The organism is Micromonospora sonchi, from assembly GCF_014646235.1.
GTDB lineage: Bacteria > Actinomycetota > Actinomycetes > Mycobacteriales > Micromonosporaceae > Micromonospora > Micromonospora sonchi.
On record NZ_BMNB01000007.1, the window covers coordinates 51,893 to 77,982 of the forward strand.

The window sequence follows — 26,090 nt, forward strand, 5'->3', positions numbered from 1 at the left end:
GCGTCACACAGCGGAGACCGGTGGCATGCGACACTTTCTTCATGCACCGCACTGTTTCCTCCGTCACGGTCGCCCTCGGCCTGCTCGGGGGCACCGTGGCATTGGCCGGCGCGGCCGTGGCGGCACCGCCGCCGACGTTTTCCGCGGTTTCGCTGGCTGCTCCGGGGGTGCCGTTGGCTGGTGCGGGGGCGCCGTTGGCGGGTTTGGGGGCGCCGCTGATGGCGGCCCCGAAGAAGCAGTGCAGCGTCGACGATCCGCGGCTGCGTGAGCTGTCCGGCCTGGTGGTGACCAAGAACGGCTACATCGTCATCAACGACAGCAGCGAGCAGGCCGACCGCAAGCAGGTCTTCTACCTCAGCAAGGACTGCGAGGTCATCAAAGGGGTCCCCTATTCCGGCGGTGGACCGTCCGACACCGAGGACCTCGCCCTCTCGCCGGACCGCAAGACGCTGTGGATCGCCGACACCGGCGACAACGCCACCAGCCGGCAACGCCGTGAGCGGGTAGCGGTCTGGAGCATGCCGGCCAACGGCAGCAAGCAGCCGAAGCTGCACCGGCTGTCGTACCCGGACGGTAAGCCCCGCGACGCCGAGGCGCTGCTGATCGGCGACGACAACCTGCCGTTGATCATCACGAAGGTCACCGCCGGCAAGGCGGAGATCTTCACCCCGGACGGACCGTTGAAGAGCGGTGACACCGAACCGGTGCCAATGAAGAGGCTCGGCGAGTTCGAGGTGCCGAAGACGGACACCGAGAACCCGCTCAGCACCTTCGGTCGCGTCGCGATCACCGGCGCCGCCCGGTCGCCGGACGGCTCCCGGGTGGTGCTGCGCACGTACGCCGACGCCTTCGAGTACGACGTCGCCAACGGCGACATCGTGGCGGCGCTGACCACCACCACGCCGCGGGTCACCGCGCTGGCCGACCCGTTCGGCGAGGCGATCGCCTACTCGACCGACGGCAAGACCTTCCTGACCGTCTCCGACGCGGGCCACCTGGACGACCAGGATCCGGTCGACATCCTCAGCTACACCCCGTCCACCGAGGGGCCGAAGAACCTGACCGAGGATCCGGACGCGGCGAAGAAGTCCGCCGCCCGGTCCTTCATCGACGGGTTGACCCTGGACGACATCACGTACCTGATCGCCGCCGTGGGGGTGCTCGGGGCGCTCCTGGTCGGCGCGGGCATCTTCGGCATCCTGCGGGCCCGCAAGCGGCCGGTGCCGCCCGGCAAGGACCGCGACCGTGACCGCGACGGTCCGGGCCCGACGGACAAGGACGGCGGGTCCGGACCGTCGCCGGATCGACCGCGGGGCGGAACGTACGCAGGCGCGCCGGCCGGGAACGTCTACGGCGGCTCGCCGGACGGCGAGCGGTCCGCATCCCGGTCGGGGCCGGTCTACGGCGGCCGGAACGGCTCCGGTGGTGCTGTCTCCGCCCGCCCGGCCCAGGGAAGTGGCGTCTACGGCGGCGGTGGGCGGCCCGCGGAGGGCGCTCCCGGCTACGGCGGGCGGCCCGGTGCCGGCCGGCCGGCCGGTGGCGGTGGGCACGGCGGTGGCGTCTACGGCGGAGGCGGGTCCGGTGGCGGGCGTGCGGAGCCGCCTCGCGGTGGGCGTGCCGAGCCGCCTCGCGGCGGCCGCACGGAGCCGCCTCGTGGTGGTCGTGCCGAGCCGCCTCGGCGGGGTGGACCGGCCGAGCCCGACCAGCGGGGTCGACGCCCGGGTCGCTACCGCGAGGACGACTCCGAGCCGTACGGCCAGCCACACGGCAACTACGGCCATCGGGGCGACCGGTACTGACCTTTCCGGCCGGCGCCGGTCGCCCGGGACGCTCAGATGCGGCGCAGCACGGCCACCACTCGGCCCATGATGGTGGCGTCGTCGCCCGGGATGGGGTCGAAGGCCGGATTCTGCGGCATCAGCCAGACATGGCCGTCGCGCCGGCGGTAGGTCTTCACGGTCGCCTCGCCGTCGAGCATGGCGGCGACGATCTCGCCGGAGTCGGCGGTCGGCTGCTGCCGGACCACCACCCAGTCGCCGTCGCAGATGGCCGCGTCGAGCATCGAGTCGCCCTTGACCTGGAGCATGAAGACCTCGCCCTCGCCGACGAGCTCCCGGGGCAGGGGGAAGACATCCTCCATCGACTGCTCGGCGAGGATCGGCCCACCGGCGGCGATCCGGCCGAGCATCGGCACGTACGCCGGCGTGGGACGCTGCGAGCGGGTCAGCTCGTCGTCCACGTCGCTGGGTGAGCGGACGTCCACCGCGCGCGGCCGGTTCGGGTCGCGCCGTAGAAAGCCCTTCTTCTCCAGCTCCTTGAGCTGGTAGGCGACGCTGGACGGGGAGACCAACCCCACCGCCTCACCGATCTCGCGCACGCTCGGTGGGTAACCGTGCCGCTCCACCCAGGTGCGGATGAAGTCGAGGATGCGCCGCTGCCGGGCGGTCAGGTCGACCGTCGTCGGGTCGGCGAAGGTGCTGGCCATCGGCGTCACCGGACGCAGGGCGGGCTGTCCGGCCCGAGCGCGGGAGACGCTGCGGCGACGGGCGGCCGGAGGGCCTGCCTCGGTGCTCTGTTGCGGGCCCTGTGGCCGGGTGGCCCGGTCCTCGGTCACGTCCGTCCTCCCTGGTCGGCGTTGGTGCCTCGGCGGCTCGTGGTGCGTGCGAGAGTGCTGCGACCGGCGGGTCGACCATGGTCACCTCCGGCTGTTCATGACCGTATAGGTGAGATCGGTCATTTTCAAACGTCTGTACGACCTGGCTCCGCGTGTCGAGCCGGAAAACCGTGACAGTCGTACGTCTGTTCTGATAAATGGTACGTCCGATCGAACGGGTGTTCGAGCCCGTCCGGATTGCCGGCGATCCTGGCCGGTCGGACGGTAACCGGTGTCACCGCGTCGCGTTGGGCCCTCGGGTTGCGTCGTGAGCGGGTTGCCGGTGGGCTGTTCGGGTGACGCGCCGGACACGCCGGCCAACTTGACCGCGGATCGCCAGCGGCATACGGTCGACCCCTAGATGTAGTAGTCACAAGGGCGTAAGTCGCCTACAGGTTGGGTTCGACTACCGACCGCACTCCTGGTATCGGCGAGCCGGCGGCCATCCTGCAAGGATGAATCCGTCGTGCTGACGCGTGCCCGGAGGCGGGCGGGGCGTACCCGTGTCGATCGAGGAGGTCGGGCGATGCGGTGTCCGTACTGCCGGCACGCCGACTCCCGCGTGGTCGACTCGCGGGAGGCCGACGACGGCCAGCTGATCCGTCGGCGACGCTCCTGCACGGAGTGCGGCAAACGGTTCACCACCGTCGAGGAGGCGGTGCTGGCGGTGGTCAAGCGCAGCGGGGTGACCGAGCCGTTCAGCCGTACGAAGATCATCGGCGGGGTGCGTAAGGCGTGCCAGGGCCGGCCGGTCGACGAGGACTCGATCGCGCTGCTGGCGCAGCGGGTCGAGGAGACCATCCGGGCCAAGGGGGCCGCCGAGATCCCCAGCCACGAGGTGGGGCTGGCCATCCTGGGTCCGCTCCGGGACCTGGACGAGGTCGCCTACCTGCGCTTCGCCAGCGTCTACCGGTCGTTCGACTCGCTCGCCGACTTCGAGCGGGAGATCGAGACGCTGCGGGCCGCAGCGCGCGCCCGGGAGGGCGCCGGGGCCGGTACCACCGGCGAGCAGTGAATTTTTTCAGCAGCAGTGACAGTCGGATCGCGCGGCGAGCCCGCGTGGACGAGGGGGCGGATGAGATGCCGGGGGATGGTGTGACAACAAGCAGGTCACGGAGCAAGGCGAGCGCGGGCCTCAAGGTCGAGCGGGTCTGGACCACGGAGGGGATGCACCCCTACGACGAGGTCGCCTGGGAACGCCGCGACGTCGTGATGACCAACTGGCGGGACGGCTCGATCAACTTCGAGCAGCGCGGCGTGGAGTTCCCCGAGTCGTGGAGCGTCAACGCGGCCAACATCGTGACGACCAAGTACTTCCGGGGCGCGGTGGGGACCCCGGAGCGGGAGTGGTCGCTGCGGCAGCTGATCGACCGGGTGGTCACCACCTACCGCACCGCCGGTGAGGAGTACGGCTACTTCGCCTCCCCGGCCGACGCCGAGGTCTTCGCCCACGAGCTGACCTGGATGCTGCTGCACCAGGTGTTCAGCTTCAACTCGCCCGTCTGGTTCAACGTCGGCACGCCCTCGCCCCAGCAGGTCAGCGCGTGTTTCATCCTCGCCGTCGACGACTCGATGGACTCCATCCTGGACTGGTACAAGGAGGAGGGGCTGATCTTCAAGGGCGGCTCCGGCTCCGGGGTGAACCTTTCCCGGATCCGCTCGTCCAGAGAGCTGCTTTCCTCCGGCGGCACCGCCTCCGGCCCGGTCAGCTTCATGCGCGGCGCGGACGCGAGCGCCGGCACCATCAAGTCCGGCGGTGCCACCCGGCGGGCGGCCAAGATGGTCATTCTCGACGTCGACCACCCGGACATCGAGGAGTTCGTGGTCACCAAGGCGCGCGAGGAGGACAAGATCCGCGCGCTGCGGGACGCCGGCTTCGACATGGACCTGGGCGGGTCCGACATCGTCAGCGTGCAGTACCAGAACGCCAACAACTCGGTGCGGGTCTCCGACGAGTTCATGACCGCGGTCGAGAAGGGCGGCACCTTCGACCTGCGCGGCCGCCTCGACGGGCAGACCATCGAGACCATCGACGCGCAGAAGCTGTTCCGCACGATCTCCCAGGCCGCCTGGGAGTGTGCCGACCCCGGCCTGCAGTACGACGACACCATCAACGACTGGCACACCTGCCCGGAAACCGGCCGGATCACCGCGTCGAACCCGTGCTCGGAGTACCTGCACCTGGACAACTCCTCGTGCAACCTGGCCTCGCTCAACCTGATGAAGTTCCTCCGCGCTGACGGCGGCTTCGAGGTGGAGAAGTTCGTCAAGTCGGTCGAGTTCGTCATCACCGCGATGGACATCTCGATCTGCTTCGCCGACTTCCCGACCGAGAAGATCGGCGAGACCACCCGGGCGTACCGGCAGCTCGGCATCGGGTACGCCAACCTCGGCGCGCTGCTGATGGCCTCCGGCCTGCCGTACGACTCGGAGCAGGGCCGCTCGGTCGCTGCCGCGATCACCTCGCTGATGACCGGCACCGCGTACCGCCGCTCGGCTGAGCTGGCCGGCGTCGTCGGCGCGTACGACGGTTACGCCCGCAACGCTGAGCCGCACAAGCGGGTGATGCGCAAGCACGCCGCCGCGAACGACGAGATCAAGCCGTCCGGCACCGTGGCGACCGCCATCCAGCGGGAGGCCACCAAGCAGTGGACCCAGGGCAACAAGGTCGGTGACAAATTCGGTTGGCGTAACGCGCAGGCCAGCGTCCTCGCGCCCACCGGCTGCCTGACTCCGGACACGCTGGTCACCACCGACCGGGGCCTGATGCGGCTGGGCGAGATCGGCGACGTGTACGGCGACCGTTGGCAGGACCTGGACATGCAGGTCTCCACCGACGAGGGCGCCCGCCGGGCGACGAAGTTCTTCGTCAACGGCGAGGAGCCGACCCGGCGGGTGGTCACCGGCGGCGGTTACTCGATCCAGGGCACCCTCGCCCACCGGATCAAGGTCGTCGACCCGGAGACCGGCGAGTGGGTTTGGAAGCGGATGGCGGACGTCACCCCGGGTGACCTGGTTCCGATCCAGCTCGGCACGCTGGTCGGCGAGCCGCGGCGGGTGCCGCTGCCGGTGCTCGACCAGGCGTACTACGCCGGTGACCGCCGGCTGTACGTGCCGGACCACGTCGACGCGGATCTGGCCGAGCTGGTCGGCTACTTCATGGGCGACGGGAGCCTGCACGCCAAGGGCGTCCGCTTCTGTGTGGCGGACACCGACCTGGACGTCGTCGAGCGGCTCCGGGTGCTGGGCAAGGGGCTCTTCGGCCTGGAACCGGTCGTCACAGCGCAGGTCGGGTACCAGGAGGTGACGCTCCAGTCGGTGCGGCTGGCCCGGTGGTGGCAGGCGGCCGGTTTCGCGAAGAAACTGCCACACGCCGACCACAGCGGCAAGGGCTGGCTGCCGCGGGTGCCATCGGCGCTGCTGGAAACCAACGACGCCGTCGTGTACGCGGCGTTCCTGCGCGGTCTCTTCGAGGCTGACGGCAGCGTGACCGGCGGGGTGCCGTCGATCTCGACGTCGGCCGAGTCCTTCGCTGCCGAGGTGCGTACGCTGCTGCTCACGCTCGGGATGGCCACGACCACTCGGCGGACGACCAGCGGCATGGGCTCTGACATGTGGCAGATCCGGCTGCGCAACATGGAGCACGCAGTCGCGTTCGACGAGATTGTCGGCTTCATGAGTGACCGTAAGAACCGCCTGCTGGTGGTCGAGCCGAAGCAGGCCGGCAACCGGGATCGGATCCACCTGCCCGCCGCGATGTGGGACCTCCTGGTACCGGCCGGGCACGAGCTGCGCGACACGGTCACCCAGTCGCTGCGCAAGACCGGGGGCGTGTCCCGGGCGGTGGCCATGCGGCTCTTCGCCGAGACCGGCGACGACCGGCTCGGGCAGGCGCTCGGCTATCTGTTCGAGACGGTCGAGGCGAACGAGGACGGCGGCATCCAGCCGACGTACGACCTGTCGGTGCCGGAGAACGTCACCTACGTCGCGGGCGGCTTCGTCAGCCACAACACCATCGGCCTGATGATGGATTGCGACACCACCGGTGTCGAGCCGGACCTGGCGCTGGTCAAGTTCAAGAAGCTGGTCGGCGGCGGCTCGATGCAGATCGTCAACCAGACCGTGCCGCGCGCCCTGCGTAGCCTCGGCTACCCGGAGGAGCAGGTCGAGGCGATCGTCGAGCACATCGCCGACCACGGCCACGTGGTGGACGGCCCCGGCCTGAAGCCGGAGCACTACCCGGTCTTCGACTGCGCCATGGGCGAGCGTTCCATCGCGCCGATGGGCCATGTGCGGATGATGGCGGCGGTCCAGCCGTTCATCTCCGGGGCCATCTCCAAGACGGTGAACATGCCGGAGCAGGCGACCGTCGAGGACGTCGAGAAGATCTACTTCGAGGGCTGGAAGCTCGGGCTCAAGGCACTGGCCATCTACCGGGACAACTGCAAGGTCGGCCAGCCGCTGTCGGCGGCGAAGAAGAAGGTCACCGAGCCGGCGACGACCGTTACCGCCGTCGAGCCGGTGGTGGAGAAGGTCGTCGAGTACCGCCCGGTGCGCAAGCGGCTGCCGAAGAAGCGCCCGTCGGAGACCATCTCCTTCTCGGTCGGTGGCGCGGAGGGCTACCTCACCGCCTCGTCGTACCCCGACGACGGTCTCGGCGAGGTCTTCCTCAAGATGTCCAAGCAGGGCTCGACGCTGGCCGGGGTGATGGACGCCTTCTCGGTGGCCATCTCCATCGGCCTGCAGTACGGCGTGCCGCTGGAGACGTACGTCAGCAAGTTCACCAACATGCGCTTCGAGCCGGCCGGTATGACCGACGACCCGGACGTGCGGATGGCCGCCTCGGTGATGGACTACATCTTCCGTCGCCTGGCCCTGGACTTCCTGCCGTACGAGCGCCGCGCGGAGCTGGGCATCTTCACCGCGAAGGAGCGGGCCGCCCAGCTTCAGGCGGAGGCCGAGGCCGAGATGAACGGCACGGACCTGACCGCGATGGCCGCGTCGGCGCCGGTGGAGACCAGGCCGGAGGAGTCGAAGGCCGGCCCGGTGGCTCAGCCGGCGCAGGAACTCGCCGACGTCGCGGCCGTCAAGCCGGCGCCGCCCGTCGGTTCCAGCACCGAGCTGCTGGAGGCCGTGATCGGCAAGGCCGCTGACGCGCCGCTCTGCTTCACCTGCGGTACGAAGATGCGCCCGGCCGGTAGCTGCTACGTCTGCGAGGGCTGCGGTTCCACCAGCGGCTGCAGCTGACAGGCGAGGTACGCGACGAGCCCCGGGCGGATCACCCGCCCGGGGCTCGTTCGTTCCGCCGGGCCGGCACGCCCCGCCCTCCGCTCACCGCATCGATCATGCACTTTCTGCCGGGTCAAATGCCGTGAAGGGGTCATTTCGGCGACCAAAAGTGCAAAATCGGCGGGCGCGTACGTCCGTCTGCTCGACTCGGCGGGGTTGGCGGGTGGAGGGCAGCGGCAGGGCGGGGGTGGCCGGGTCGGGAGGAGTTTCTCCTGCCTAGACTGCCCGGGGTGAGCGGAGAGCGACGGCCCCTGGCGGCGCGGCCCCTGACCGAGCCGCATCCGTCCCGGCTGTCGCCCGAGCATCCGGACCGGGAGCGGATCCTGGCCGCACACGCCGACGCCCTGTCCGCCGGGGCCGCCGGCTACCTGGACCCGGCCACCGGCCTGTTCGTGCTCACCGCCGGGTTTCTCGCCGATCGCGGCACCTGCTGCGGTCGGGGTTGCCGGCACTGCCCGTATGCGCGGTGACCGGTGCCGGTGGCCCGGCGGCCCGCCGGGGGCCAGGCGTGATCAACTCCGTTTCGCCGGCATGGCGGTATCGGACTTGAGTTGATCACGCCATTGCGGCGAAACGGAGTCGATCAAGTGTGGCCCGGCCAAGCGGCGGACGCCGGGCTGGGCCGGGGGCGGGACGGCGGGCCCGGTCAGGCGGCGGCGACGAAGACCCGGGAGGCGACCTCGCGGGGCAGCCGGATGCTCTCGCCGGAACGGTCGACGGACACCACGTCGCGTTCCTGCGACACCGTCACCGTGGCGCCCGGGTCGACGCCGGCGGCGTGCAGCTGTCGCAGCACCTCCGCGTCGCTCTGCACGCTCTCGCAGATCCGCCGGACGATCACCTTGCCGGTCAGGCCGGGGAAGGCCAGGTTGCGCTCGCTCTCGGCGGGCTCCGGCTCGGGGTGCCCGGGCGAGCCCAGCTCCTCGAGGCCGGGGATGGGGTTGCCGTACGGCGACCGGGTCGGCCGGTTGAGCAGGTCGTAGACCCGCTTCTCGACCGCGTCGCTCATCACGTGCTCCCAGCGGCAGGCCTCCTCGTGGGCCTCCTCGTAGGGCATCCCGATCACGTTGACCAGGAGCAGTTCGGCGAGCCGGTGCTTGCGCATCACCGAGACGGCGGTGCTGCGGCCGAGTGGGGTGAGGGTGAGCTGCCGGTCACCCTCGACGGTGAGGAGGCCGTCGCGTTCCATCCGGGCGACGGTCTGGCTGACGGTGGGGCCGCTCTGGCGCAACCGTTCGGCGATTCGCGCGCGCAGCGGTGGCACCCCCTCCTCCTCGAGTTCGAGGATCGTCCGCAGGTACATCTCAGTGGTGTCAACAAGATCATGTTTGGCCATGGTTACCACCTCTTTCCGGAGGTGGCTCCACACACAATGGTGTCGACCAGGTCGTGAGACTTCATGGTGTCAGCGGCCCTCCAGTGATCGATGGTACCGTGCCGCACCTCGGATCAGCTCTGCCGAAGCGCCCGGTCACGGATGGTGTTGACTGGGCGTCATGTCCGGTGCCGAGGAGCTTCTGATCGAGGCCGGGCGGCTCGCCGCCGAACTCGACGCGGTCGACCCGCCCACCCTGCTCGACGTGCGTTGGCGGCTGGTCGGGCCGCCCGGCCGCGACGACTACACGGCGGCGCACCTGCCCGGCGCGGTCTTCGTCGATCTGGACACCGCGTTGTGCGGCCCGCCCGGCCCGGCGGGCCGGCACCCCCTGCCCGACCCGGCCGCGTTGCAGGCGGCGCTGCGGGCCGCCGGGGTGCGCGCCGGTCACCCCGTGGTGGTGTACGACGGCGGCGACGGCATGTCCGCGGCCCGCGCCTGGTGGACGCTGCGCTGGGCGGGGCACCGGCCGGTACGGCTGCTGCACGGCGGCCTGCCGGCCTGGCTGTCCGCCGGCCTGCCCACCAGCACCGACGCGCCGACCCCGGCCGAGGGCGACGTCCTCGTCCGGCCGGGCGCCCTGCCGGTGCTCGACGCCCCGGCCGCCGCCGAACTGGCCGCCGGCGACGGCGTGCTGCTCGACGTCCGCGCCGCACCGCGCTACCGGGGCGAACACGAGCCGGTCGACCCCGTCGCCGGCCACGTTCCCGGTGCGGTGAACCTCCCGGCGGCCGAGTACGTCTCCGACGGCCGCTTCCCGGCCGCCGAGGCGCTGCGCGACCGGTTCGTCGTCACCGGGGTGATCGCCGGCGCGCCGGTCGGGGCGTACTGCGGTTCCGGGGTGGCCGCCGCGCAAGCTGTGCTGGCGTTGCATCTCGCCGGCCGCCCCGACGCCGCGCTCTACGTCGGCTCCTGGAGCAACTGGGTCGCCGATCCGGACCGGCCGGTGGCCACCGGCTCGACACCAGGCGGCTGACCAGCCGGCCTCGTGCGACCATGGGCAGATGTCCGACGACACGGTGGTGGTGTGGGACGAGTCGCTGCTCGCCTACGACCTCGGCGACCACCCGCTCGATCCGGTGCGGGTGGAGCTGACCATCGCGCTCGCCCGCGAACTCGGCATCCTGCGACGACCCGGCGTACGGCTGGTCGAGCCCGTGCCGGCCGATGACGCGCTGCTGGCCCGGGTGCACGATCCGCGCTACCTCGACGCGGTCCGGATCGCGCCGCGTGACCCGCTCTTCGCCGGTTTCGGCCTGGGCACCCCGGACAATCCGGTCTTCGACGGGATGCACGAGTCCAGCGCGCTGGTCGCCGGGGCGACCGTGGCTGCCGCCGAGGCGGTGTGGCGTGGTGCGGCACGCCGTGCCGTGAACGTGGCCGGCGGCCTGCATCACGCCATGCCGGCGCGGGCGGCCGGGTTCTGCGTCTACAACGACCCGGCGGTGGCCATCGCCCGGCTGCTCGACCTCGGCGCGGAGCGGATCGCGTACGTCGATGTCGACGTGCATCACGGCGACGGGGTGCAGCAGATCTTCTGGGACGACCCCAGGGTGCTGACCGTCAGCCTGCACGAGACCCCGCTCGCGCTCTTCCCCGGCACCGGCTTCCCGGACGAGACCGGCGGGCCGGGCGCCGCGGGAACCGCGGTCAACATCGCGCTGCCGCCCGGGGTGGAGGACGCCGGCTGGCAGCGCGCCTTTCACGCGATCGTCCCGTCGGTGCTGCGCGCGTTCCGCCCGCAGCTGCTGTTCGCCCAGTGCGGTGCGGACGCCCACCGCGTCGACCCCCTCGCCGACCTGCACCTCTCCGTCGACGGGCAACGCGCGACCTACCTGGCGCTGCGGGCGCTCGCCGACGAACTGTGCGACGGACGCTGGGTGGCCACCGGCGGCGGCGGGTACGCGCTGGTGGAGGTGGTGCCCCGAGCCTGGACGCACCTGCTGGCGGTGGCTACCGGGGCGCCGCTGGAGCCGGCCACGCTGACCCCGCAGGCCTGGCGGGAGCTGGCCGCCAGTCGCCGACCCGGCTCCGACGTGCCGCTGCGGATGACCGACGACATCGACCCGGGGTACGAACCGTGGCAGCCCACCGGTGAGCCCAGTCCGGTGGACCGGGCGATCGCCGCGACCCGCAAGGCGGTCTTCCCGCTGCTCGGCCTCGACCCGCACGATCCGCGCGACTGAGCCGGCCGGGGGAGGGCCGTCCGAGGTGACCACAGCCGAACCAGCCGTGGACGTGCTGCTCAGCGACGGCAGCACCGTCCAGTTGCGGCCCATCCGCCCCTCGGACGGGCCGGCGATCGTGGCCATGCACTCGCGATTCTCCGAGCGCACCCGCTACCTGCGCTACTTCTCGCCGTACCCGCGCATCCCCGAGCGGGACCTGCAGCGCTTCGTCAACGTCGACCACCGTGACCGGGAGGCGTTCGTGGTGCTGGCCGGCGACCGGATCGTCGCCGTCGGCCGGTACGAGCGGCTCGGCCCGGCCTCGCCGGACGCCGAGGTGGCCTTCGTGGTCGAGGACGCCTACCAGGGGCGGGGTATCGCTTCGGTGCTGCTGGAGCACCTCGCCGACGCCGCCCGGCGGGTCGGGATCGTCAACTTCGTCGCCGAGGTGCTGCCGGCCAACGGTCAGATGCTGCGGGTCTTCGCCGATTTCGGGTACCAGCTTCAGCGTGAGTTCGCCGACGGTGTGGTGCACCTGACCTTCCCGATCGCCCCCACCGAGACCACCCTGACCGTGCAGCGCGGGCGGGAGCAGCGCACCGAGGCCCGCTCCGTCGCCCGGCTGCTCGCGCCGCGTGGCGTCGCCGTCTACGGCGCCAGCGCCACCGGCCAGGGTGTCGGTGCGGCGGTGCTGGGGCACCTGCGCGACGGCGGGTTCACCGGCGCGGTGGTGCCGGTGCATCCCACCGCCACCCGGGTGGCGGGGCTACCGGCGTACCCGTCTGCGGCCGACGCGGGGCTGCCGGTCGACCTGGCGGTGGTCGCCGTGCCACCGGGGTCGACCCCTGAGGTGGTCGCCGACGCCGCCGCGGCCGGGGTGCACGGCCTGGTCGTCATCTCCGCCGGCTTCGCCGAGGCGGGCGTCGAGGGCGCCGCCGCGCAGCGGGCGCTGGTCCGGGCCGCCCACGCGGCGGGCATGCGGGTGATCGGCCCGAACTGCCTGGGGGTGGCGAACACCGACCCGGAGGTACGCCTCAACGCCACCCTCGCCCCACGGTTGCCGGGGCCCGGCCGGGTCGGCATCTTCAGCCAGTCCGGTGCCTTCGGCGTGGCGCTGCTGGCCGAGGCCGACCGCCGAGGGCTCGGCCTGTCCAGCTTCGTCTCGGCCGGCAACCGGGCCGACGTCTCCGGCAACGATCTGTTGCAGTACTGGCAGGGCGACCCGGCGACCGACGTGATCATGTTGTACCTGGAGACGTTCGGCAACCCGCGCAAGTTCGCCCGGCTGGCCCGGCACATCGGCCGGGACAAGCCGGTGGTGGCGCTGGCCTCGCCGGCCCGGCCGCCCGGGGTCGGCGACTCCGTCGGCCCGGACGCCACGGCGGTGAGCGCGCTGTTCGCCCAGTCCGGGGTGATCCGGGTGGACACCGTCGCCGAGCTGCTGGACGTCGGCGTGCTGCTGGCCAACCAGCCGCTGCCCGCCGGGAACCGGGTGGGCATCGTCGGCAACTCCTCGGCGTTGACCGGGCTGGCGGCGACCGCCTGCGCGGCCCAGGGCCTGACCGTCGCCGTGGGCTATCCCCGTGACGTCGGGCCCCGGGCCAGTGCGGCCGAGTTCGCCGAGGCGCTGGCCGAGGCCGCTGCCGCCGAGACCGTCGACGTGCTGGTGGCCCTGTTCGCGCCGCCGCTGCCCGGCCAGTTCACCGGCGCCGAGGGGGACTTCACCGCTGCCCTGCCCAGCGCGCTGACCGCCGCCAAGCCGGCGGTGGCGACCTTCCTGGTCGGCCGGGCACCGGCGGGCATGCCGTCCTACCCGAGCGTGGAGGAGGCGGTGCGGGCGCTCGCCCGGGTCACCGCGTACGCCGACTGGCTGCGCCGACCGTCCGGGGTGCTGCCCGAACTGCCCGGCATCCGGCGCGCGGCGGCGTCGGCGGCGCTGCGCAGGGACGGGGTCGATCCGGCGGCGCTGCTCGGCGCGTACGGCATCGATGTGGTCGCCTCGGCGACGGTGGACTCGGCCGAGGAGGCCGTCGAGGCGGCGACCCGGTTCGGCTTCCCGGTGGCGCTCAAGGCCGCCGCCGCTGGGCTGCGGCACCGGTTCGACCTCGGAGCGGTCCGCCTCGATCTGCCCGACGCCGCCGCCGTGCGTCGCACGTACGCGGAGTTGGCGGTGGCGTTCGGCGCGGACGTCCTGGTGCAGCCGATGGTGGCGCCCGGGGTGGCCTGCGTGGTGGAGCTGGTGGAGGATCCGGCGTTCGGCCCGGTGGTCGGTTTCGGTCTCGGTGGGGTCGCCACCGAGTTGCTGGGCGACCAGGCCTGGCGGGCGGTGCCGCTGACCGACCGCGACGCCGCCGAACTGGTCGACGCACCCCGGGCGGCGCCACTGCTGCGCGGTCACCGCGGCGCGGCTCCGGTGGACCGGGCCGCCCTGGCCGACCTGCTGTTGCGGGTTGGCCGGCTCGCCGACGAACAGCCCCGGGTCCGCACCCTGACGCTGAACCCGGTGCTCGCCCGACCGGACGGCCTGTCGGTGCTGCACGCCACCGTCCTGATCGGCTCCGCCACCCCCCGCCCCGACACCGGCCCTCGCCGGCTGTGAAAGGAAGGGACCCCTATTAACGCCTGGTGTAGAGGAGGGGCCCCCTTTTAACAGCGGCCGTCGCCAGCCGGCTCAGGGACGGGTGGAGATCTGCTGCACCGCCCAGGCGTTGCCGTCCGGGTCCTCGAAGAAGACGAAGCCGACGTTGTCCAGTGGGTCCGGCACCGGGCGGGGATTCTTTCCGAGCACCTGGATGTCGCTCACCTCGACGCCCCGGTCGAGGAGTTCGGCGCGGGCCTTGTGCAGGTCCGGCACGACGAGTTGGAGCCCCTTCAACGAACCTGGCGGCATGTGCGGCACCGCGCCCTTGCCGATCACGATCGAGCAGCCGGAGCCGGGCGGGGTCAACTGCACGATCCGCACCTCGTGGTTGATCACCATGTCGTGGTCGACGACGAAGCCGAGCTGGTCGGCGTAGAAGGCCTTGGCTCGGTCCAAATCGGAGACCGGTACGACCACTACCTCCAGCGTCCAGTTCATCGTTTCCTCCCGATGTCGTCGGCCATGCCCGGACCTCGGGCGGCCCGGCTGACTTTGCCAGACATTAACCTGGACATGTAACATCCGGATATGCGTCTGAGTCAGGGTGTCGAGTGGGCGATCCACACCTGTCTGAACCTCACCTGGCTGGGCGCGGAGCGCGGCGTGTCGACGTCGCGGCTGGCGGAGTTCTATCAACTGCCGCCGGCGTACCTGAACAAGCAGCTGCAGAGCCTTGTGCGCGCCGGGATCCTGGCCTCCACGCCCGGTCGGCGCGGCGGCTTCTCGTTGGCCCGCCAGCCGGCCGACATTTCGCTGCTGGATGTCGTGGTCGCCATCGAGGGGCCGGACCCGCTGTTCCGGTGCGAGCAGATCCTGCGCGCGGGGCCCGGTGGTCGCCCGGACGTGGACTATCGCGAGGTGTGCCTCGTTTCCGGGGCCATGCGCCGAGCCGACCTGGCCTGGCGGCAGGAGCTCGCGAGCCGGACGCTGGCCGACCTCAAGGCCGACGTCGAGCGAAGCTTCCCCGCCACGCCGGATGCGACTCGCGACCGGTTCGCCGAGTTGCACGAGCGCTGAGTGCCCACCGAGCCCACCGGCACCACTGTCAGCAAATATCTGGACGTTGAATGTCGAGGAAATCAGGCGGATGCTCGATCCCACAGAGGAGAGGCGCATGGACGTCAGCACCCAGCTCAAGACCCGGGGCCCGGTGTTCACCCCCGGCCATGCCGGCTATGCCTCGGAGCTGGCCGGGTACAACCGGTTGATCACCCACCGACCCACGCTCGTGGTCGGCGCACGGCACGCCACCGACGTCGTCGCCGCCGTCCGGTACGCCACCGAGATCGGGCAGTCGGTCGGCGTGCAGGCCACCGGTCACGGACCCAGCGTGCCCGCCGACGGTGTCCTGATCAGTACCCGCCGGATGCGGCACATCGAGGTTCACCCCGGCGATCGTACGGTCACCGTCGGTGCCGGGGTGGTGTCCAGGGACATCCTGGCCGCCCTCGTTCCACACGGGCTCGTCCCGCTCGGAGGGTCCTCACCCGACGTCGGGGTCGTCGGCTACCACCTCGGCGGTGGCATCCCGCTGCTGGGCCGGCGGTTCGGCTACGCAGCCGACCGGGTCCGTTCCCTGGAGGTGGTCACCGCCGACGGGCAGCAGCGCACCGTCACCGTCGAGTCCGAACCCGAGCTGTTCTGGGCCATGCTCGGTTGCCGCGGAAACTTCGGTGTCGTCACCGCGTTGACCACCGAGGTGATACCGCTGGCGACCCTGGTCGGGGGCGGCCTCTGGTTCACCGGCGATGCCATCGCGCCCGCGCTCCGAACCTACGTCGAGTGGAGCGCCACGGTTCCCGAGGAGATGTCCTCCTCGGTCCTGCTGATGCGGATGCCCGACCTCAACGGCGTGCCCGAGCCGTTGCGCGGCCGCCGGATCGCGCACGTCCGGATCGCCTACCTGGGCGATCCCGGCACCGCCAACCGGCTGCTTCATCCATTGCGTGCCGCCGCTCCCGCAGTCATGGACACGGTCGACGAACTGCCGGCCAGCCAACTCGCCAGCATCCACGGGGAGCCACCGGGGCCGGTCACCTTCGAGGCCCGCAACACCCTGCTCGGCCGGCTCGACGCGGTGGCCGTCGACCGGCTCCTCGACCACGCGGGCGTTGCCGGGGACGACGACTACCTTGTCGAACTGCGCCACCTCGGCGGAGCCTTCGGTCCCTCGGCGAGCAGCCGTGCGGTGATCGGCCGCCGGGACGGCGAGTTCATCCTCTACACCGGCAGCCGGCTCCACCCGCTCACCGGTGACGAGGCCGCCTCGGCACAGGACCACCTGCACCGGGCCATGCTTCCCTGGAGCACCGGTGGCATCACGCCCGCCTTCCTCTCCGGCCCGCGCGTCACGACGTCCCAACTGCGGACCGGCTACGGCGACGGTGACTACCGGCGGCTCACCGAGATCAAGGCCACCTGGGATCCGGACAACCTCTTCCGGATCAACCACAATGTGCCCCCGTACACGCCCCGAGGTCGGGGTTGACCCATCCCGCGTCACGCCGCGCATACGGTGTCGGGCCCGGCGAACGCCGGGGCCGACACCACGCCGGGTCAGTTCAGCAGGCGTACGCCTCCAGCCGCTGCGCCCGCTCCGGGGCCCGTAGCTTGAGCAGCGTCACCTTCTCGATCTGTCGGATCCGCTCGCGGGACAGGCCGAACTCGCGGCCGACCTCGTCCAGGGTGCGCTGCCGGCCGTCGTCGAGCCCGAACCGCAGCCGGATGACCGCCTGCTCGCGCTGGGACAGGGTGGCCAGCACGATGCTCACCTCGTTGCGCAGTTCGCCCTGAGCGGCCAGGTCACCCGGCTGGGCGGCCGGGTCGACGGCGGCGACGAAGTCACCGAGGGCGCTCTCGCCGTCCTCGCCGACGGCCTGGTCCAGGCTGACCGGCTCCCGGTCGTACGAAATCAGTTCGATAACCTGGAACTCCGGTACGTCGAGCGCGCGGGCGATCTCGGCGAGCATGGGCTCGCGGCCCAGCGACACCGCCAGTTCGCGGCGGGCCCGGACCATGCGGTTGACCTGCTCGACCATGTGTACCGGGATGCGGATGGTGCGGGCCTGGTCGGCCATGGCGCGGGTGATGGCCTGGCGGATCCACCAGGTGGCGTAGGTGGAGAACTTGTAGCCCTTGGTGTAGTCGAATTTCTCGACGGCGCGGATGAGGCCGAGGTTGCCTTCCTGGATGAGGTCGAGGAAGGCCATGCCGCGGCCGGTGTACCGCTTCGCGATGCTCACCACCAGCCGGAGGTTGGCCTCCAGCAGATGGTCCTTGGCCGCCCGGCCCTCCTGCGCGATCAGTTCCAGGTCGGCGCGCAGCTCGGCGGAGACCGGAGTGCAGGTGGCGAGCTTTTCCTCGGCGAACAGGCCGGCCTCGATGCGCTTCGCGAGGTCGACCTCCTCTGCCGCGGTCAGCAGCTTCCGCCGCCCGATCCCGTTGAGGTACGCCCGGACCAGGTCGGTGGAGACGCCACGCTCGTCGGTGGCGTCCAGGTCGGTGAGGGTGTCGAGGCCGGGCTCGACTTCGTTGCCGGCGCGCGTGCGGTGCTCCGTCATCTGCAGGGCCATCTTTTGTCTCCCCGTTCCACGTCCGTGCCGTGTCGCTCCGGCGGAGTTCTGCCGGTGACGAACAGCTTGGCGGGTGGGGCGTAAAACGGGAGTGAGGCGATCGGGGACCCGACACCGAAATTTCCTCGGGCCCGGCCGGTTCGGCCGTTTGGCCGGACGGGCTTGTCGGCGCCGGTTACCGTGCCACCGGCCGGCCGGAAGGCGGCGTGGCTGCGTCCACACCAGGGCGCGATGATCATCAAGCGACGGAGGCGATCGTGGTCTTCAAGCGGCTCATGCAGGCGATGGGGGTCGGCGGCCCGTCCGTGGAGACGGTGCTGGCGAACCCGCACTGCCGTCCCGGCGGGCAGTTGACGGGCACCATCGCGGTGACCGGCGGCGACCACGCAGTGGACGTCTCGTACGTGGCGCTCGGCCTGCTCACCAGGGTTGAGGTGGAGAGCGGCGACAACGAGTACACGGCCAACCAGGAGTTTCACCGGCAGCGGGTGACCGGGCCGTTCCGGCTGGAGGTGGGGCAGCGGTACGACATCCCGTTCCACTTCGACGTGCCCTGGGAAACCCCGGTCACCGAGCTGTACGGGCAGCACCTGCACGGGATGACGATGGGACTGCGTACGGAGTTGGAGGTGGCCCGCGCGGTCGACAAGGGCGACCTGGACGCGGTCGCAGTCCATCCGTTACCTGCCCAGGAACGCCTGCTGGAGGCGTTGCTGCGGCTCGGTTTCCGGTTCGCCCGGGCCGATGTGGAGCGGGGACACATCTACGGCGTGCATCAGACGCTGCCGTTCTACCAGGAGATCGAGTTCTACCCGGCCCCGCAGTACGCCGGCGCGATGAAACAGCTGGAGGTCACCTTCGTCGCCGACCCTCGGCAGATGGAGGTGGTGCTGGAGTTGGACAAGCGCGGTGGTCTGTTCACCGAGGGCCGGGACGTCTTCGGCCGGTTCACCGTCGACCACGCGACGGTCGACCAGGTCGACTGGGCCGCCCAGCTCGACGGCTGGCTGCGCCAGTCCCTCCGCCGCCGTGGCCTGTTCGGCTGACCCCCATCCGAGGTTGATCATGGAGTTGTTGCCTCGGCGGCAACTCCATGATCAACCCTGTCAAGGCGGCGGCGTGCGGTCAGAGATCGAGAAGCAGGGTGCGGGGGCCGACGTTGACGCTCTCGACCAGCATGTGGGCGCGGAAGCGGCCGGTCTCGACCTTTGCGCCGCGCTGGCGTAGTGCCGCGACCACCGCCTCGATCAGCGGTTCGGCCACCTCGGCGGGGGCCGCCATGGTCCAGCTCGGGCGGCGCCCCTTGCGGGCGTCGCCGTAGAGGGTGAACTGGCTGACCAGCAGAATCGGGGCCCCGACCTCCGCTGCGGACCGCTCGTCGTCCAGGATCCGTAGCTCGTGCACCTTGCGGGCCATCGTCCGGGCGGTCTCGACCGTGTCGCTGTGGGTCACCCCGAGAAACACCAACAGCCCGTCGGTGATCGCACCGACCACCTCGCCGTCGACCGTGACGCTGGCCCGGCCCACGGTCTGCACCACGGCCCGCATCAGGCCACCACCGTGCGCATCAGGGCGCCACCGGCTCGATGAGGCCGCGCTCGACCAGGTGGGCCACGATCGGCCCGGCCGCCTCGGCCAGCTCGTCGACGGTCACGTCGTGCGCGACGGCGAGCAACGCGAGCTGGTCGCGCAGCGGCAGCCGGCCGTCGGCCCCGCCCACCAGCGCCAGCACCAGCGGGTCGACCTCCTCGCTCCAGCGCAGCCCGTGCGGCATGGTGAGAACCTGGCGGTCCACCCCCCACCCGTCCTCGCCCATGGTCGCCTCCTGGTGCAGTCGGAGCCCGTCGGCGGCACGGTACCGCGCGTCCAACAAGCCGTCGGTGCCCCGTGCGCGCAGCCAGTCCTGCCGGTCGAACCAGGCGGCGATCCGGTCGCCCATCGGCGCCTGCACCCGCTGACGCAGATCCTCCACCCGCAGCACCGGATCGTCATGGCCGCCGCGGCGCAGCGAGACGATGCCGAAGCCGATCGCCTCCACCTTGTGCGCGTCGAACCAGTCCAGCCAGTCGGCCATCCGCTTCGGATCGGCCGCCTCGCCGACGTCCGTCAGCCACAGATTGACGTACGCCATCGGGTCGGCGACCTCGCGCTGGATCACCCAGGCGTCCAGCCCGGTGCCGGCGAACCAGCCGGCCACCCGTTCGCCCCAGTCCTCACCGGTGACGTGGACCCAGTTGGCCAGGTACTGCATGGTGCCGCCCTCGGTGAGCAGCGCCGGTGCGGCGGCGGCCAGTTCGGCGCCGATCGCGTCGCCGACCCGGCCGGAGTCACGGTAGACGTGCGTGGTGGTTCCCGGCCCGACCACGAAGGGCGGATTGCTCACCACCAGGTCGAAACGGCGGCCGGCGACCGGTGCCACCAGGTCGCCGTGCAGCAGCTCCCAGTCCTGGCCGTTGAGCGCGGCGGTGGTGGCGGCGAAACGCAACGCGCGCCGCGAGACGTCGGTGGCGGTGACCTGCCGGGCGTGGGTGCTCAGGTGCAGCGCCTGTACGCCCGATCCGGTGCCCAGGTCGAGCGCGCTCTCCACCGGTTGGCGGACGGCGGCGCCGATCATCGTCTGGGTCGCCCCGCCGATGCCCAGCACGTGCTCGGCGTGCAGCGGCCGGCCGGGGCGGGCGCTCGCCGGCACGTCCGCGAGCACCCACCAGTCGTCGCCGTACGGTTCCAGGTCCAGGCCCATCCGTAGCCCGTCGCCGTGTCGCTCGACCAGTCCCGCGGAGAGCGCGTCGGCGAGGGACAGCGGTGCCAGCGCGGCGGCCACGGCCTCCTCCGGCTCGGTCTGCTCGCAGATGAACACCCGGATCAGGGTGGCGAGTCGGTCGCGTTCGGTGGTGGCGCGCAGGGCGGCCCGGAAGTCGTTGCGGGCGACCCCGCCGGTGGCCTGTGAGCCGAGCCGGGCGGCGATGCCGTTCGCGGTGAAGTTCGCCCTGACCAGCGCGGTCCGTAGGGCTTCGACCCCGGCCGGGGAGAGCAGCATGTCGTGTCCGTCCACGCCGCAATCCTGCCTGGTGGCGCCGGTCGCGGCGGGGCCACCCGTGACATTCACAAACTATCGACAACCATCGTTGTTGTATCCATCGATCAAAGGCTAGCATCTCCTCCAACTCAGTCGATGGTGTGACCCGCCGGCCAAGAGCCCGGCGGGTCGCATCGGTAAGGGAGGCAGCAGATGCCATCAGGGTTCACCGCGCGACGGCGCCTCATCCGGGCGCTCGCCGTCGTCACTACCGCGGCGGCCATCTCGGCGGCCAGCACCACGCCGGCGCTGGCCGCGCCCACCGGCGAGATCCGGGGCGCCGGTGCGTCGAACGCGGTCAGCGGCAGCTACCTCGTCGTGCTTCGCGCCGACGCGGTCGGTGCCGCCGGCACCTTCGCCGCCCGTACCTCCGTGCCGACCCGGGCCGGCGCGCTGGCCAAGCGGTACGGCGGCAGCGTCGCCGACGTGTACAGCGCCGCGCTGACCGGCTTCGCCGCCAAGATGACCGAGTCGCAGGCCCGCCGGCTCGCCGCCGACTCTGCCGTCGCATACGTCGAGCAGGACCAGGTGCTCACGGTGCAGGCGACCCAGAGCAACCCGACGTGGGGCCTGGACCGCATCGACCAGCGCAACCGGCCGCTGAGCAACAGCTTCACCTACCCGAACACCGCCTCGAACGTGCGGGCGTACATCATCGACACCGGCATCCGGACCACCCACAACGACTTCGGTGGCCGAGCCACCTGGGGCACCAACACGGTCGACAGCAACAACACCGACTGCAACGGCCACGGCACCCACGTCGCCGGCACCGTCGGCGGCAACACCTACGGGGTGGCCAAGCAGGTACGCCTGGTGGCGGTGAAGGTGCTCAACTGCTCCGGCAGCGGCACCACCGCCGGTGTGATCAACGGCGTGAACTGGGTGACCGCCAACGCCGTCAAGCCCGCGGTGGCGAACATGAGCCTGGGCGGCGGCCTCAGCACCACCCTCGACAACGCGGTGGCGAACTCCATCAACTCGGGCATCACCTACGCGGTGGCCGCGGGTAACTCCAACGCCAACGCCTGCAACTCGTCCCCGGCCCGCACCCCGGCCGCGCTGACCGTCGGCTCGACCACCAACACCGACGCCCGTTCGTCCTTCTCCAACTACGGCACCTGCCTGGACCTGTTCGCGCCCGGGTCGAGCATCACGGCGACCTGGCACACCAGCAACACGGCCACCAACACGATCAGCGGCACCTCGATGGCCTCGCCGCACGTGGCCGGCGCCGCCGCCCTCGTGCTTGGTGCCAACCCGTCCTGGTCGCCGTCGCAGGTCAGCAGCTACCTGACCAGCAACGCCACCACCGGTGTGGTGACCAGCCCCGGCACCGGCTCGCCGAACCGGCTGCTGTTCGTGGTCAACTGATCCCGACGTGAACCGGCCCGGTGGACGGCTCGACCTGTCCGCCGGGCCGCTCCGCGCAAGGGAAGACCCGCGCCGCGCCGTCCACGTGCACCGTCACCTCGCCACCCAGGGACACGGCGACGTCGCCGTCGAGGATCCGGGCGGTGATCCGGGTGCCGTCGGCCAACCGGAGCCCGACCAGCGCGTCGTGGCCGTGGAAGTCGTGCCGCAGGACGGTCGCGCTGATCGCGCCCGGACCGGTGGCGAAGCGTACCTGCTCGGGCCGGACCAGCACGGTGACCGGGCCGTCCGTCACCGCACCGGCGACCGGGACGACGCCGAGAGCGGTCCGCGCCGATCCGTGCTCGACGACCGCCGGCAGCAGCACCGCGTCGCCGACGAACCCGGCCACCCACGGGTCGGCCGGCTCGCGGTAGACCGTGGTCGGCGAGCCGGCCTGGATCACGCGCCCGTCGCGCAGCACCACCACCTGGTCGGCCACCGACAACGCCTCGCCCTGGTCGTGGGTGACCAGCACGCCGGTCGCGCCGTCGGCGCGCAGCGCCTGGCGGACGTCGTGCCGCAGCCCGGCCCGCAGGCCCGCGTCGAGGGCGCTGAACGGTTCGTCCAGCAGCACCACCGACGGTCGGGGTGCCAGCGCGCGGGCCACCGCCACCCGCTGCTGCTGCCCGCCGGAGAGCTGATGCGGCATCCGGCCGCCGTATCCGGCGAGCCCGACCAGCGCCAGCACCTCCTCCACCCGGTCCGAGCGCCGGGTGGCCCGGTCGAGGCCGTAGCCGACGTTGTCCGCCACGCTCAGGTGCGGGAAGAGCGCGCCCTCCTGCGGCACCACCGCGATGCTGCGCCGGTGCGCCGGCAGGTGCCTGCCGCCGCCCGCCACGCGCGTGCCGTCGATGCGGATCTCACCGGCGTCCAGCCGCTCGAAGCCGGCCAGGCAGCGCAGCAGCGTGGTCTTGCCGCATCCGGACGGGCCGAGCACGGCGGTCAGCTGGCCGGACGGCACGCTGAGGTCGGCGCCGGCCAGGGCGGTGACGCGCCCGTACCGCTTGACCACACCACTGAGCACCACGTTGCTCATGACCGCACTCCGCTTCGCTGCGTGCCGTCATGAGGCACCGAGGCACTGAATTGATGATTCGCTCGCTGGCGCTCGTTCATGACGGCCCTCCGTCTTCCTTGTCTAGCAGGCCGCTGCGGGCGACCAGCAGCCAGGTGGGTAGTGCCGAGATCGCCACCAGCAGCGCGGCGTAGGGTGCCGCCGCGGCGTACGCACCGACGGCCGTGCTGGTCCACAGCTCGGTGGCCAAGGTGTCCGTCCCGGTGGGTCGCAGCAGCAGGGTGGCGGGAAGCTCCTTCATGCCGGTCAGGAAGACCAGCGCGGCGCCCGCACCGATGCCGGGCAGGGTCAGCGGCAGGGTCACCGTCCGCAGCACCGTCCACGGCCCGCGGCCGAGCGAGCGGGCCACCTCCTCCAGCCCGGTGGGGGACTGGGCGGCGGCGCCCGCCACCGCACCGACCGCCAGCGGCAGGAACAGCGTGGCGTACGCCAGCGCCAGCAACCACCGCGTCTGGTAGAGCGGGTACGCCACGTTGATGCCGAAGAAGATCAGCGAGAGACCGATCACCACGCCGGGCAGGGCGTGGGCCAGGTACGCCAGCCGGTCCAGCACGGTGGTCAGCGGGCCCGGTGCGCGGGCCGCGAGCAGGCCCAGGGGCAGCGCCAGCAGCATGGTCAGCGCGGCTCCGGCGAGCGAGACGGTCAGCGAGTTCCCGGCCGCGGCGAGCACCTCCGGCAACGCCCCCGGGCGGGACACCCCGGCGGCGAGCCGTCGGCCCAGGCTGACCGCCGGCACACCGAGCGCGAGCCCGGCGACCCCGACCAGTGCCACCATGGCGGGCCAACGGGCCGGCCCGAGAGACAGCCGGGACACCGCACGGCGGGCGCCGCCGAGGCGGGCGTACCGGGCCCCGCGCCGGCGGGTGGCGGTCTCGCCGGTCAGCAACAGCACGGTGAGCACGACCAGCACGCTGGAGAGCACCAGTGCTCCGGTGCGGTCGAAGCCCAGGTCGAAGGCGACGAAGATGGCCCGGGTGAAGGTGTCGGCACGCAGGATGGACACCGCACCGAAGTCGGACAGCACGTAGAGGGCGACCAGCAGGGCCCCGGCGGCGGTGGCCGGGCGGATCTGCCGCAGCGTCACCGCGGTGAAGGTCTGCCAGCCGCTGCGCCCGAGCGACCGGGAGACCTCCTCCTGGGCCGGGTCCGCGCCACGCAGCGCGGCCGCCACCGGCAGGAGTACGTACGGGTAGGAGCAGAGGGTGAGCACCAGCGCCGCCGGCCAGAAACCCTCCAGCCGGGGCATCGCGGAGACCCAGGCGAAGGCGGCGATGTAGGTGGGTACGGCCAGCGGCAGCGCCGCCAGCACGGCGAAGGCCCGACGGCCGGGTAGGTCGGTGCGGATGACCAGGAACGCGGTGCCGACGCCGAGCAGCACGCAGGCCGTGGTGACCACCGCCGCCAGCCCGAGGCTGCGCAGGGCGAGCAGCCCCACCCGCTCGGTCCACAGCTCCGCGAGGATCCGGTCCCCACCCGCCTCGCCGGTGCGTACCGCGAGGTAGGCCAGCGGGGTCAGGGCGACCGCCACCGCGGCGGTGGAGGCCGCGAGCAGCGCCGGCCGGGGTGCCAGTCGCCGCAACCGTCCGGGTACGCCGGACCGGGCCGGCCCGGTCCGGGTCGGCCCTGCGATGGTCGGCGTGGCGGTCAGGGAACGAGCCCCGAATTCTTGATCATGGTCACCGTGGCGTCCAGGGTGTCCAGGTCGTTCAGGTCGACCTCCGGCACCGCCAGCTCGGCCAGTGGCGGCACGTACGCCGGGCCGTGCACGTCGGTGACCACCGGGTACTCGAAGGTCTGCTCAGCGAAGTACGTCTGTGCCTCGGTGCCGAGCAGGAAGTCCACGAACTTCTGTACGTCCGGGTCGCTGGCAGAGCGATTGAGCACGCCCACGCCGGCCACGTTCACCAGGGCGCCGGTGTCGCCGCCGGGGAAGAAGTGCAACTTGACCTTGAGCCCGTCCGGGGTGGTGCCCTGCTCCTTGGCGACCTCGCCCAGGTAGTAGTGGTTGACCAGGCCGACCGGGACGATGCCGCTGTTCACGTCCTCGACGATCTTGACGTTGCCCTCGCGGATCTGCGGGTCGTTGGCCTTGAGCCCGGCCAGGAACTCCTCGGCCCTGGCGTCGCCGTGCTGCACCCGGATCGCGGTGACGAACGCCTGGAACGAGGCGTTGGTCGGGGCGAGGGCGACCTTGCCCTTCCACTGCGGGCCGGTCAGGTCGAAGACCGACTTCGGCAGCTGGTCGGCCGGAACCAGATCGGGGTTGTAGGCGAGTACCCGGGCCCGGGCGCTCACGCCGACCCACTGACCGGTGCCGGCGCGGTAGGTCTGCGGCACCTTCGCCGTGGTCGCCTCGGGCAGCGTGCTGAACATGCCGCGCTTGGCGACGGCGCCGAGCGCGCCGGCGTCCTGGGCGAAGAACACGTCGGCCGGGGACTTCTCGCCCTCCTCGACCAGTTGCGCGGCGAGCTGCGCCGTGCTGGCGTAGCGCGGCCGCACGGTGATGCCGGTCTGCTCGGTGAACTTCTCCAGCAACGGCTTGACCAGCTGCTCGTTACGGCCGCTGTAGATGGTGATCTGCTTGTCGTCCGGTTTGCCCGGGTCGGTGCTGTCCGTCCCGCCGGATCCGCAGGCGGCCAGGCCGAGGGTGAGCACGCTGGCGGCGAGCAGCACGGTGGTGGTGCGGCGGTGCAGGTGCACGGGGTGATTCCCTTCTTCCGGTCAGGACGACCGACGGGGCGAAGTTAGCACAGCCTAACCTCACTCGGAATCGGGATGGGTGCTGGATCACGTCGGCCCCGCGATCAAAGGGCAGGATGGGGGAC

19 protein-coding genes and 3 pseudogenes are annotated in these 26,090 nt (G+C 71.7%); 13 read left to right on the plus strand and 9 right to left on the minus strand.

Translation table 11 applies throughout. The annotated features are described in order from the left end of the window. Positions 1-41 precede the first annotated feature (41 nt). Positions 42-1,799: an SMP-30/gluconolactonase/LRE family protein gene (locus IEY61_RS09415; protein ID WP_189042620.1), complete on the plus strand. Its 1,758-nt coding sequence runs from the start codon at positions 42-44 to the stop codon at positions 1,797-1,799. A 32-nt stretch (positions 1,800-1,831) separates the two neighbouring features. Here IEY61_RS09415 and lexA read toward each other — a convergent pair whose 3' ends face one another. Further along, the gene (gene lexA / locus IEY61_RS09420) at positions 1,832-2,614 is read right to left on the minus strand and encodes a transcriptional repressor LexA (protein WP_189042622.1); all 783 of its coding nucleotides are present in this window, start codon (positions 2,612-2,614) and stop codon (positions 1,832-1,834) included. Between the two features lie 565 nt (positions 2,615-3,179). On the opposite strand from lexA, the gene nrdR reads away from it, so the two are divergent. The 5 genes and pseudogenes from nrdR (at position 3,180) to IEY61_RS09435 (ending at position 8,412) form a co-directional block, all read left to right on the plus strand. Beyond that, a complete protein-coding gene (gene nrdR, locus IEY61_RS09425; protein WP_189042624.1) occupies positions 3,180-3,668 on the plus strand; it encodes a transcriptional regulator NrdR in 489 nt (162 codons plus the stop codon). 65 nt (positions 3,669-3,733) lie between these two features. Continuing rightward, positions 3,734-5,383 (plus strand): annotated as a pseudogene (locus IEY61_RS31960) (vitamin B12-dependent ribonucleotide reductase); the annotation flags it as partial. 429 nt (positions 5,384-5,812) lie between these two features. Continuing rightward, a pseudogene (locus IEY61_RS31965) lies at positions 5,813-6,661 on the plus strand (LAGLIDADG family homing endonuclease); the annotation flags it as partial. A 3-nt stretch (positions 6,662-6,664) separates the two neighbouring features. Next, positions 6,665-7,900 (plus strand): annotated as a pseudogene (locus tag IEY61_RS31970) (ribonucleotide reductase barrel domain-containing protein); the annotation flags it as partial. Positions 7,901-8,172: 272 nt separating this feature from the next. Beyond that, positions 8,173-8,412: a C1orf53 family protein gene (locus IEY61_RS09435; RefSeq protein WP_189042628.1), complete on the plus strand. Its 240-nt coding sequence runs from the start codon at positions 8,173-8,175 to the stop codon at positions 8,410-8,412. 176 nt (positions 8,413-8,588) lie between these two features. On the opposite strand, the gene IEY61_RS09440 is transcribed toward IEY61_RS09435, so the two are convergent. Continuing rightward, positions 8,589-9,278, minus strand: a complete 690-nt coding sequence (locus IEY61_RS09440) for an iron-dependent transcriptional repressor DtxR (protein ID WP_229705790.1) — start codon at positions 9,276-9,278, stop codon at positions 8,589-8,591. Positions 9,279-9,438: 160 nt separating this feature from the next. Here IEY61_RS09440 and IEY61_RS09445 point away from each other — a divergent pair, with 160 nt between their 5' ends. From IEY61_RS09445 to IEY61_RS09455, 3 genes are read left to right on the plus strand one after another with little or no spacing between them, the layout of a single operon-like run. Next, entirely contained in the window at positions 9,439-10,293 is an 855-nt protein-coding gene (locus IEY61_RS09445; RefSeq protein ID WP_189042632.1) for a sulfurtransferase, read from the plus strand. A gap of 28 nt (positions 10,294-10,321) precedes the next feature. Beyond that, positions 10,322-11,503 carry an acetoin utilization protein AcuC gene (locus tag IEY61_RS09450; RefSeq protein WP_189042634.1) on the plus strand — a complete coding sequence of 394 codons (1,182 nt, stop codon included), beginning with the start codon at positions 10,322-10,324 and terminating at the stop codon, positions 11,501-11,503. A 25-nt stretch (positions 11,504-11,528) separates the two neighbouring features. After that, positions 11,529-14,084 carry a bifunctional acetate--CoA ligase family protein/GNAT family N-acetyltransferase gene (locus IEY61_RS09455; RefSeq protein ID WP_189042636.1) on the plus strand — a complete coding sequence of 852 codons (2,556 nt, stop codon included), beginning with the start codon at positions 11,529-11,531 and terminating at the stop codon, positions 14,082-14,084. Positions 14,085-14,156: 72 nt separating this feature from the next. Here IEY61_RS09455 and IEY61_RS09460 read toward each other — a convergent pair whose 3' ends face one another. Next, positions 14,157-14,564, minus strand: coding sequence for a VOC family protein (locus IEY61_RS09460; RefSeq protein ID WP_189042638.1), 408 nt, complete (start codon positions 14,562-14,564; stop codon positions 14,157-14,159). A gap of 90 nt (positions 14,565-14,654) precedes the next feature. Between IEY61_RS09460 and IEY61_RS09465 the strand changes: the two genes are divergently transcribed. After that, the gene (locus IEY61_RS09465) at positions 14,655-15,143 is read left to right on the plus strand and encodes an RrF2 family transcriptional regulator (protein ID WP_189042640.1); all 489 of its coding nucleotides are present in this window, start codon (positions 14,655-14,657) and stop codon (positions 15,141-15,143) included. A gap of 97 nt (positions 15,144-15,240) precedes the next feature. After that, positions 15,241-16,614, plus strand: a complete 1,374-nt coding sequence (locus IEY61_RS09470; protein WP_189042643.1) for an FAD-binding oxidoreductase — start codon at positions 15,241-15,243, stop codon at positions 16,612-16,614. 73 nt (positions 16,615-16,687) lie between these two features. Here IEY61_RS09470 and sigB read toward each other — a convergent pair whose 3' ends face one another. Then, entirely contained in the window at positions 16,688-17,698 is a 1,011-nt protein-coding gene (gene sigB / locus IEY61_RS09475; RefSeq protein ID WP_189042645.1) for an RNA polymerase sigma factor SigB, read from the minus strand. Positions 17,699-17,955: 257 nt separating this feature from the next. Between sigB and IEY61_RS09480 the strand changes: the two genes are divergently transcribed. After that, positions 17,956-18,744: a sporulation protein gene (locus IEY61_RS09480; protein ID WP_189042647.1), complete on the plus strand. Its 789-nt coding sequence runs from the start codon at positions 17,956-17,958 to the stop codon at positions 18,742-18,744. A gap of 79 nt (positions 18,745-18,823) precedes the next feature. Here IEY61_RS09480 and dtd read toward each other — a convergent pair whose 3' ends face one another. Then, a complete protein-coding gene (gene dtd, locus IEY61_RS09485) occupies positions 18,824-19,246 on the minus strand; it encodes a D-aminoacyl-tRNA deacylase (RefSeq protein ID WP_189042649.1) in 423 nt (140 codons plus the stop codon). A 19-nt stretch (positions 19,247-19,265) separates the two neighbouring features. After that, positions 19,266-20,750 carry a DUF7782 domain-containing protein gene (locus IEY61_RS09490; protein WP_189042651.1) on the minus strand — a complete coding sequence of 495 codons (1,485 nt, stop codon included), beginning with the start codon at positions 20,748-20,750 and terminating at the stop codon, positions 19,266-19,268. A 177-nt stretch (positions 20,751-20,927) separates the two neighbouring features. Between IEY61_RS09490 and IEY61_RS09495 the strand changes: the two genes are divergently transcribed. After that, positions 20,928-22,148 carry a S8 family peptidase gene (locus IEY61_RS09495; RefSeq protein WP_189042653.1) on the plus strand — a complete coding sequence of 407 codons (1,221 nt, stop codon included), beginning with the start codon at positions 20,928-20,930 and terminating at the stop codon, positions 22,146-22,148. Here IEY61_RS09495 and IEY61_RS09500 read toward each other — a convergent pair. From IEY61_RS09500 to IEY61_RS09510, 3 genes are all read right to left on the minus strand, one after another. After that, positions 22,141-23,226, minus strand: coding sequence for an ABC transporter ATP-binding protein (locus IEY61_RS09500; protein WP_189042656.1), 1,086 nt, complete (start codon positions 23,224-23,226; stop codon positions 22,141-22,143). The genes IEY61_RS09495 and IEY61_RS09500 overlap by 8 nt on opposite strands. A gap of 76 nt (positions 23,227-23,302) precedes the next feature. Then, positions 23,303-24,844, minus strand: coding sequence for an ABC transporter permease (locus tag IEY61_RS09505; RefSeq protein ID WP_189042658.1), 1,542 nt, complete (start codon positions 24,842-24,844; stop codon positions 23,303-23,305). A gap of 65 nt (positions 24,845-24,909) precedes the next feature. Continuing rightward, positions 24,910-25,965: an iron ABC transporter substrate-binding protein gene (locus tag IEY61_RS09510; RefSeq protein WP_189042661.1), complete on the minus strand. Its 1,056-nt coding sequence runs from the start codon at positions 25,963-25,965 to the stop codon at positions 24,910-24,912. Positions 25,966-26,090 lie beyond the last annotated feature (125 nt).

What these genes read in the sequence shown, in the direction of transcription:
- IEY61_RS09415 (WP_189042620.1), top strand. Translation starts at nt 42, where the DNA reads ATGCACCGCACTGTTTCCTCCGTCACGGTCGCCCTCGGCCTGCTCGGG.
- nrdR (WP_189042624.1), top strand. Translation starts at nt 3,180, where the DNA reads ATGCGGTGTCCGTACTGCCGGCACGCCGACTCCCGCGTGGTCGACTCG.
- IEY61_RS09440 (WP_229705790.1), bottom strand. Translation starts at nt 9,278, where the DNA reads ATGGCCAAACATGATCTTGTTGACACCACTGAGATGTACCTGCGGACG.
- IEY61_RS09445 (WP_189042632.1), top strand. Translation starts at nt 9,439, where the DNA reads ATGTCCGGTGCCGAGGAGCTTCTGATCGAGGCCGGGCGGCTCGCCGCC.
- IEY61_RS09450 (WP_189042634.1), top strand. Translation starts at nt 10,322, where the DNA reads ATGTCCGACGACACGGTGGTGGTGTGGGACGAGTCGCTGCTCGCCTAC.
- IEY61_RS09460 (WP_189042638.1), bottom strand. Translation starts at nt 14,564, where the DNA reads ATGAACTGGACGCTGGAGGTAGTGGTCGTACCGGTCTCCGATTTGGAC.
- IEY61_RS09465 (WP_189042640.1), top strand. Translation starts at nt 14,655, where the DNA reads ATGCGTCTGAGTCAGGGTGTCGAGTGGGCGATCCACACCTGTCTGAAC.
- IEY61_RS09470 (WP_189042643.1), top strand. Translation starts at nt 15,241, where the DNA reads ATGGACGTCAGCACCCAGCTCAAGACCCGGGGCCCGGTGTTCACCCCC.
- sigB (WP_189042645.1), bottom strand. Translation starts at nt 17,698, where the DNA reads ATGGCCCTGCAGATGACGGAGCACCGCACGCGCGCCGGCAACGAAGTC.
- dtd (WP_189042649.1), bottom strand. Translation starts at nt 19,246, where the DNA reads ATGCGGGCCGTGGTGCAGACCGTGGGCCGGGCCAGCGTCACGGTCGAC.
- IEY61_RS09495 (WP_189042653.1), top strand. Translation starts at nt 20,928, where the DNA reads ATGCCATCAGGGTTCACCGCGCGACGGCGCCTCATCCGGGCGCTCGCC.
- IEY61_RS09500 (WP_189042656.1), bottom strand. Translation starts at nt 23,226, where the DNA reads ATGAGCAACGTGGTGCTCAGTGGTGTGGTCAAGCGGTACGGGCGCGTC.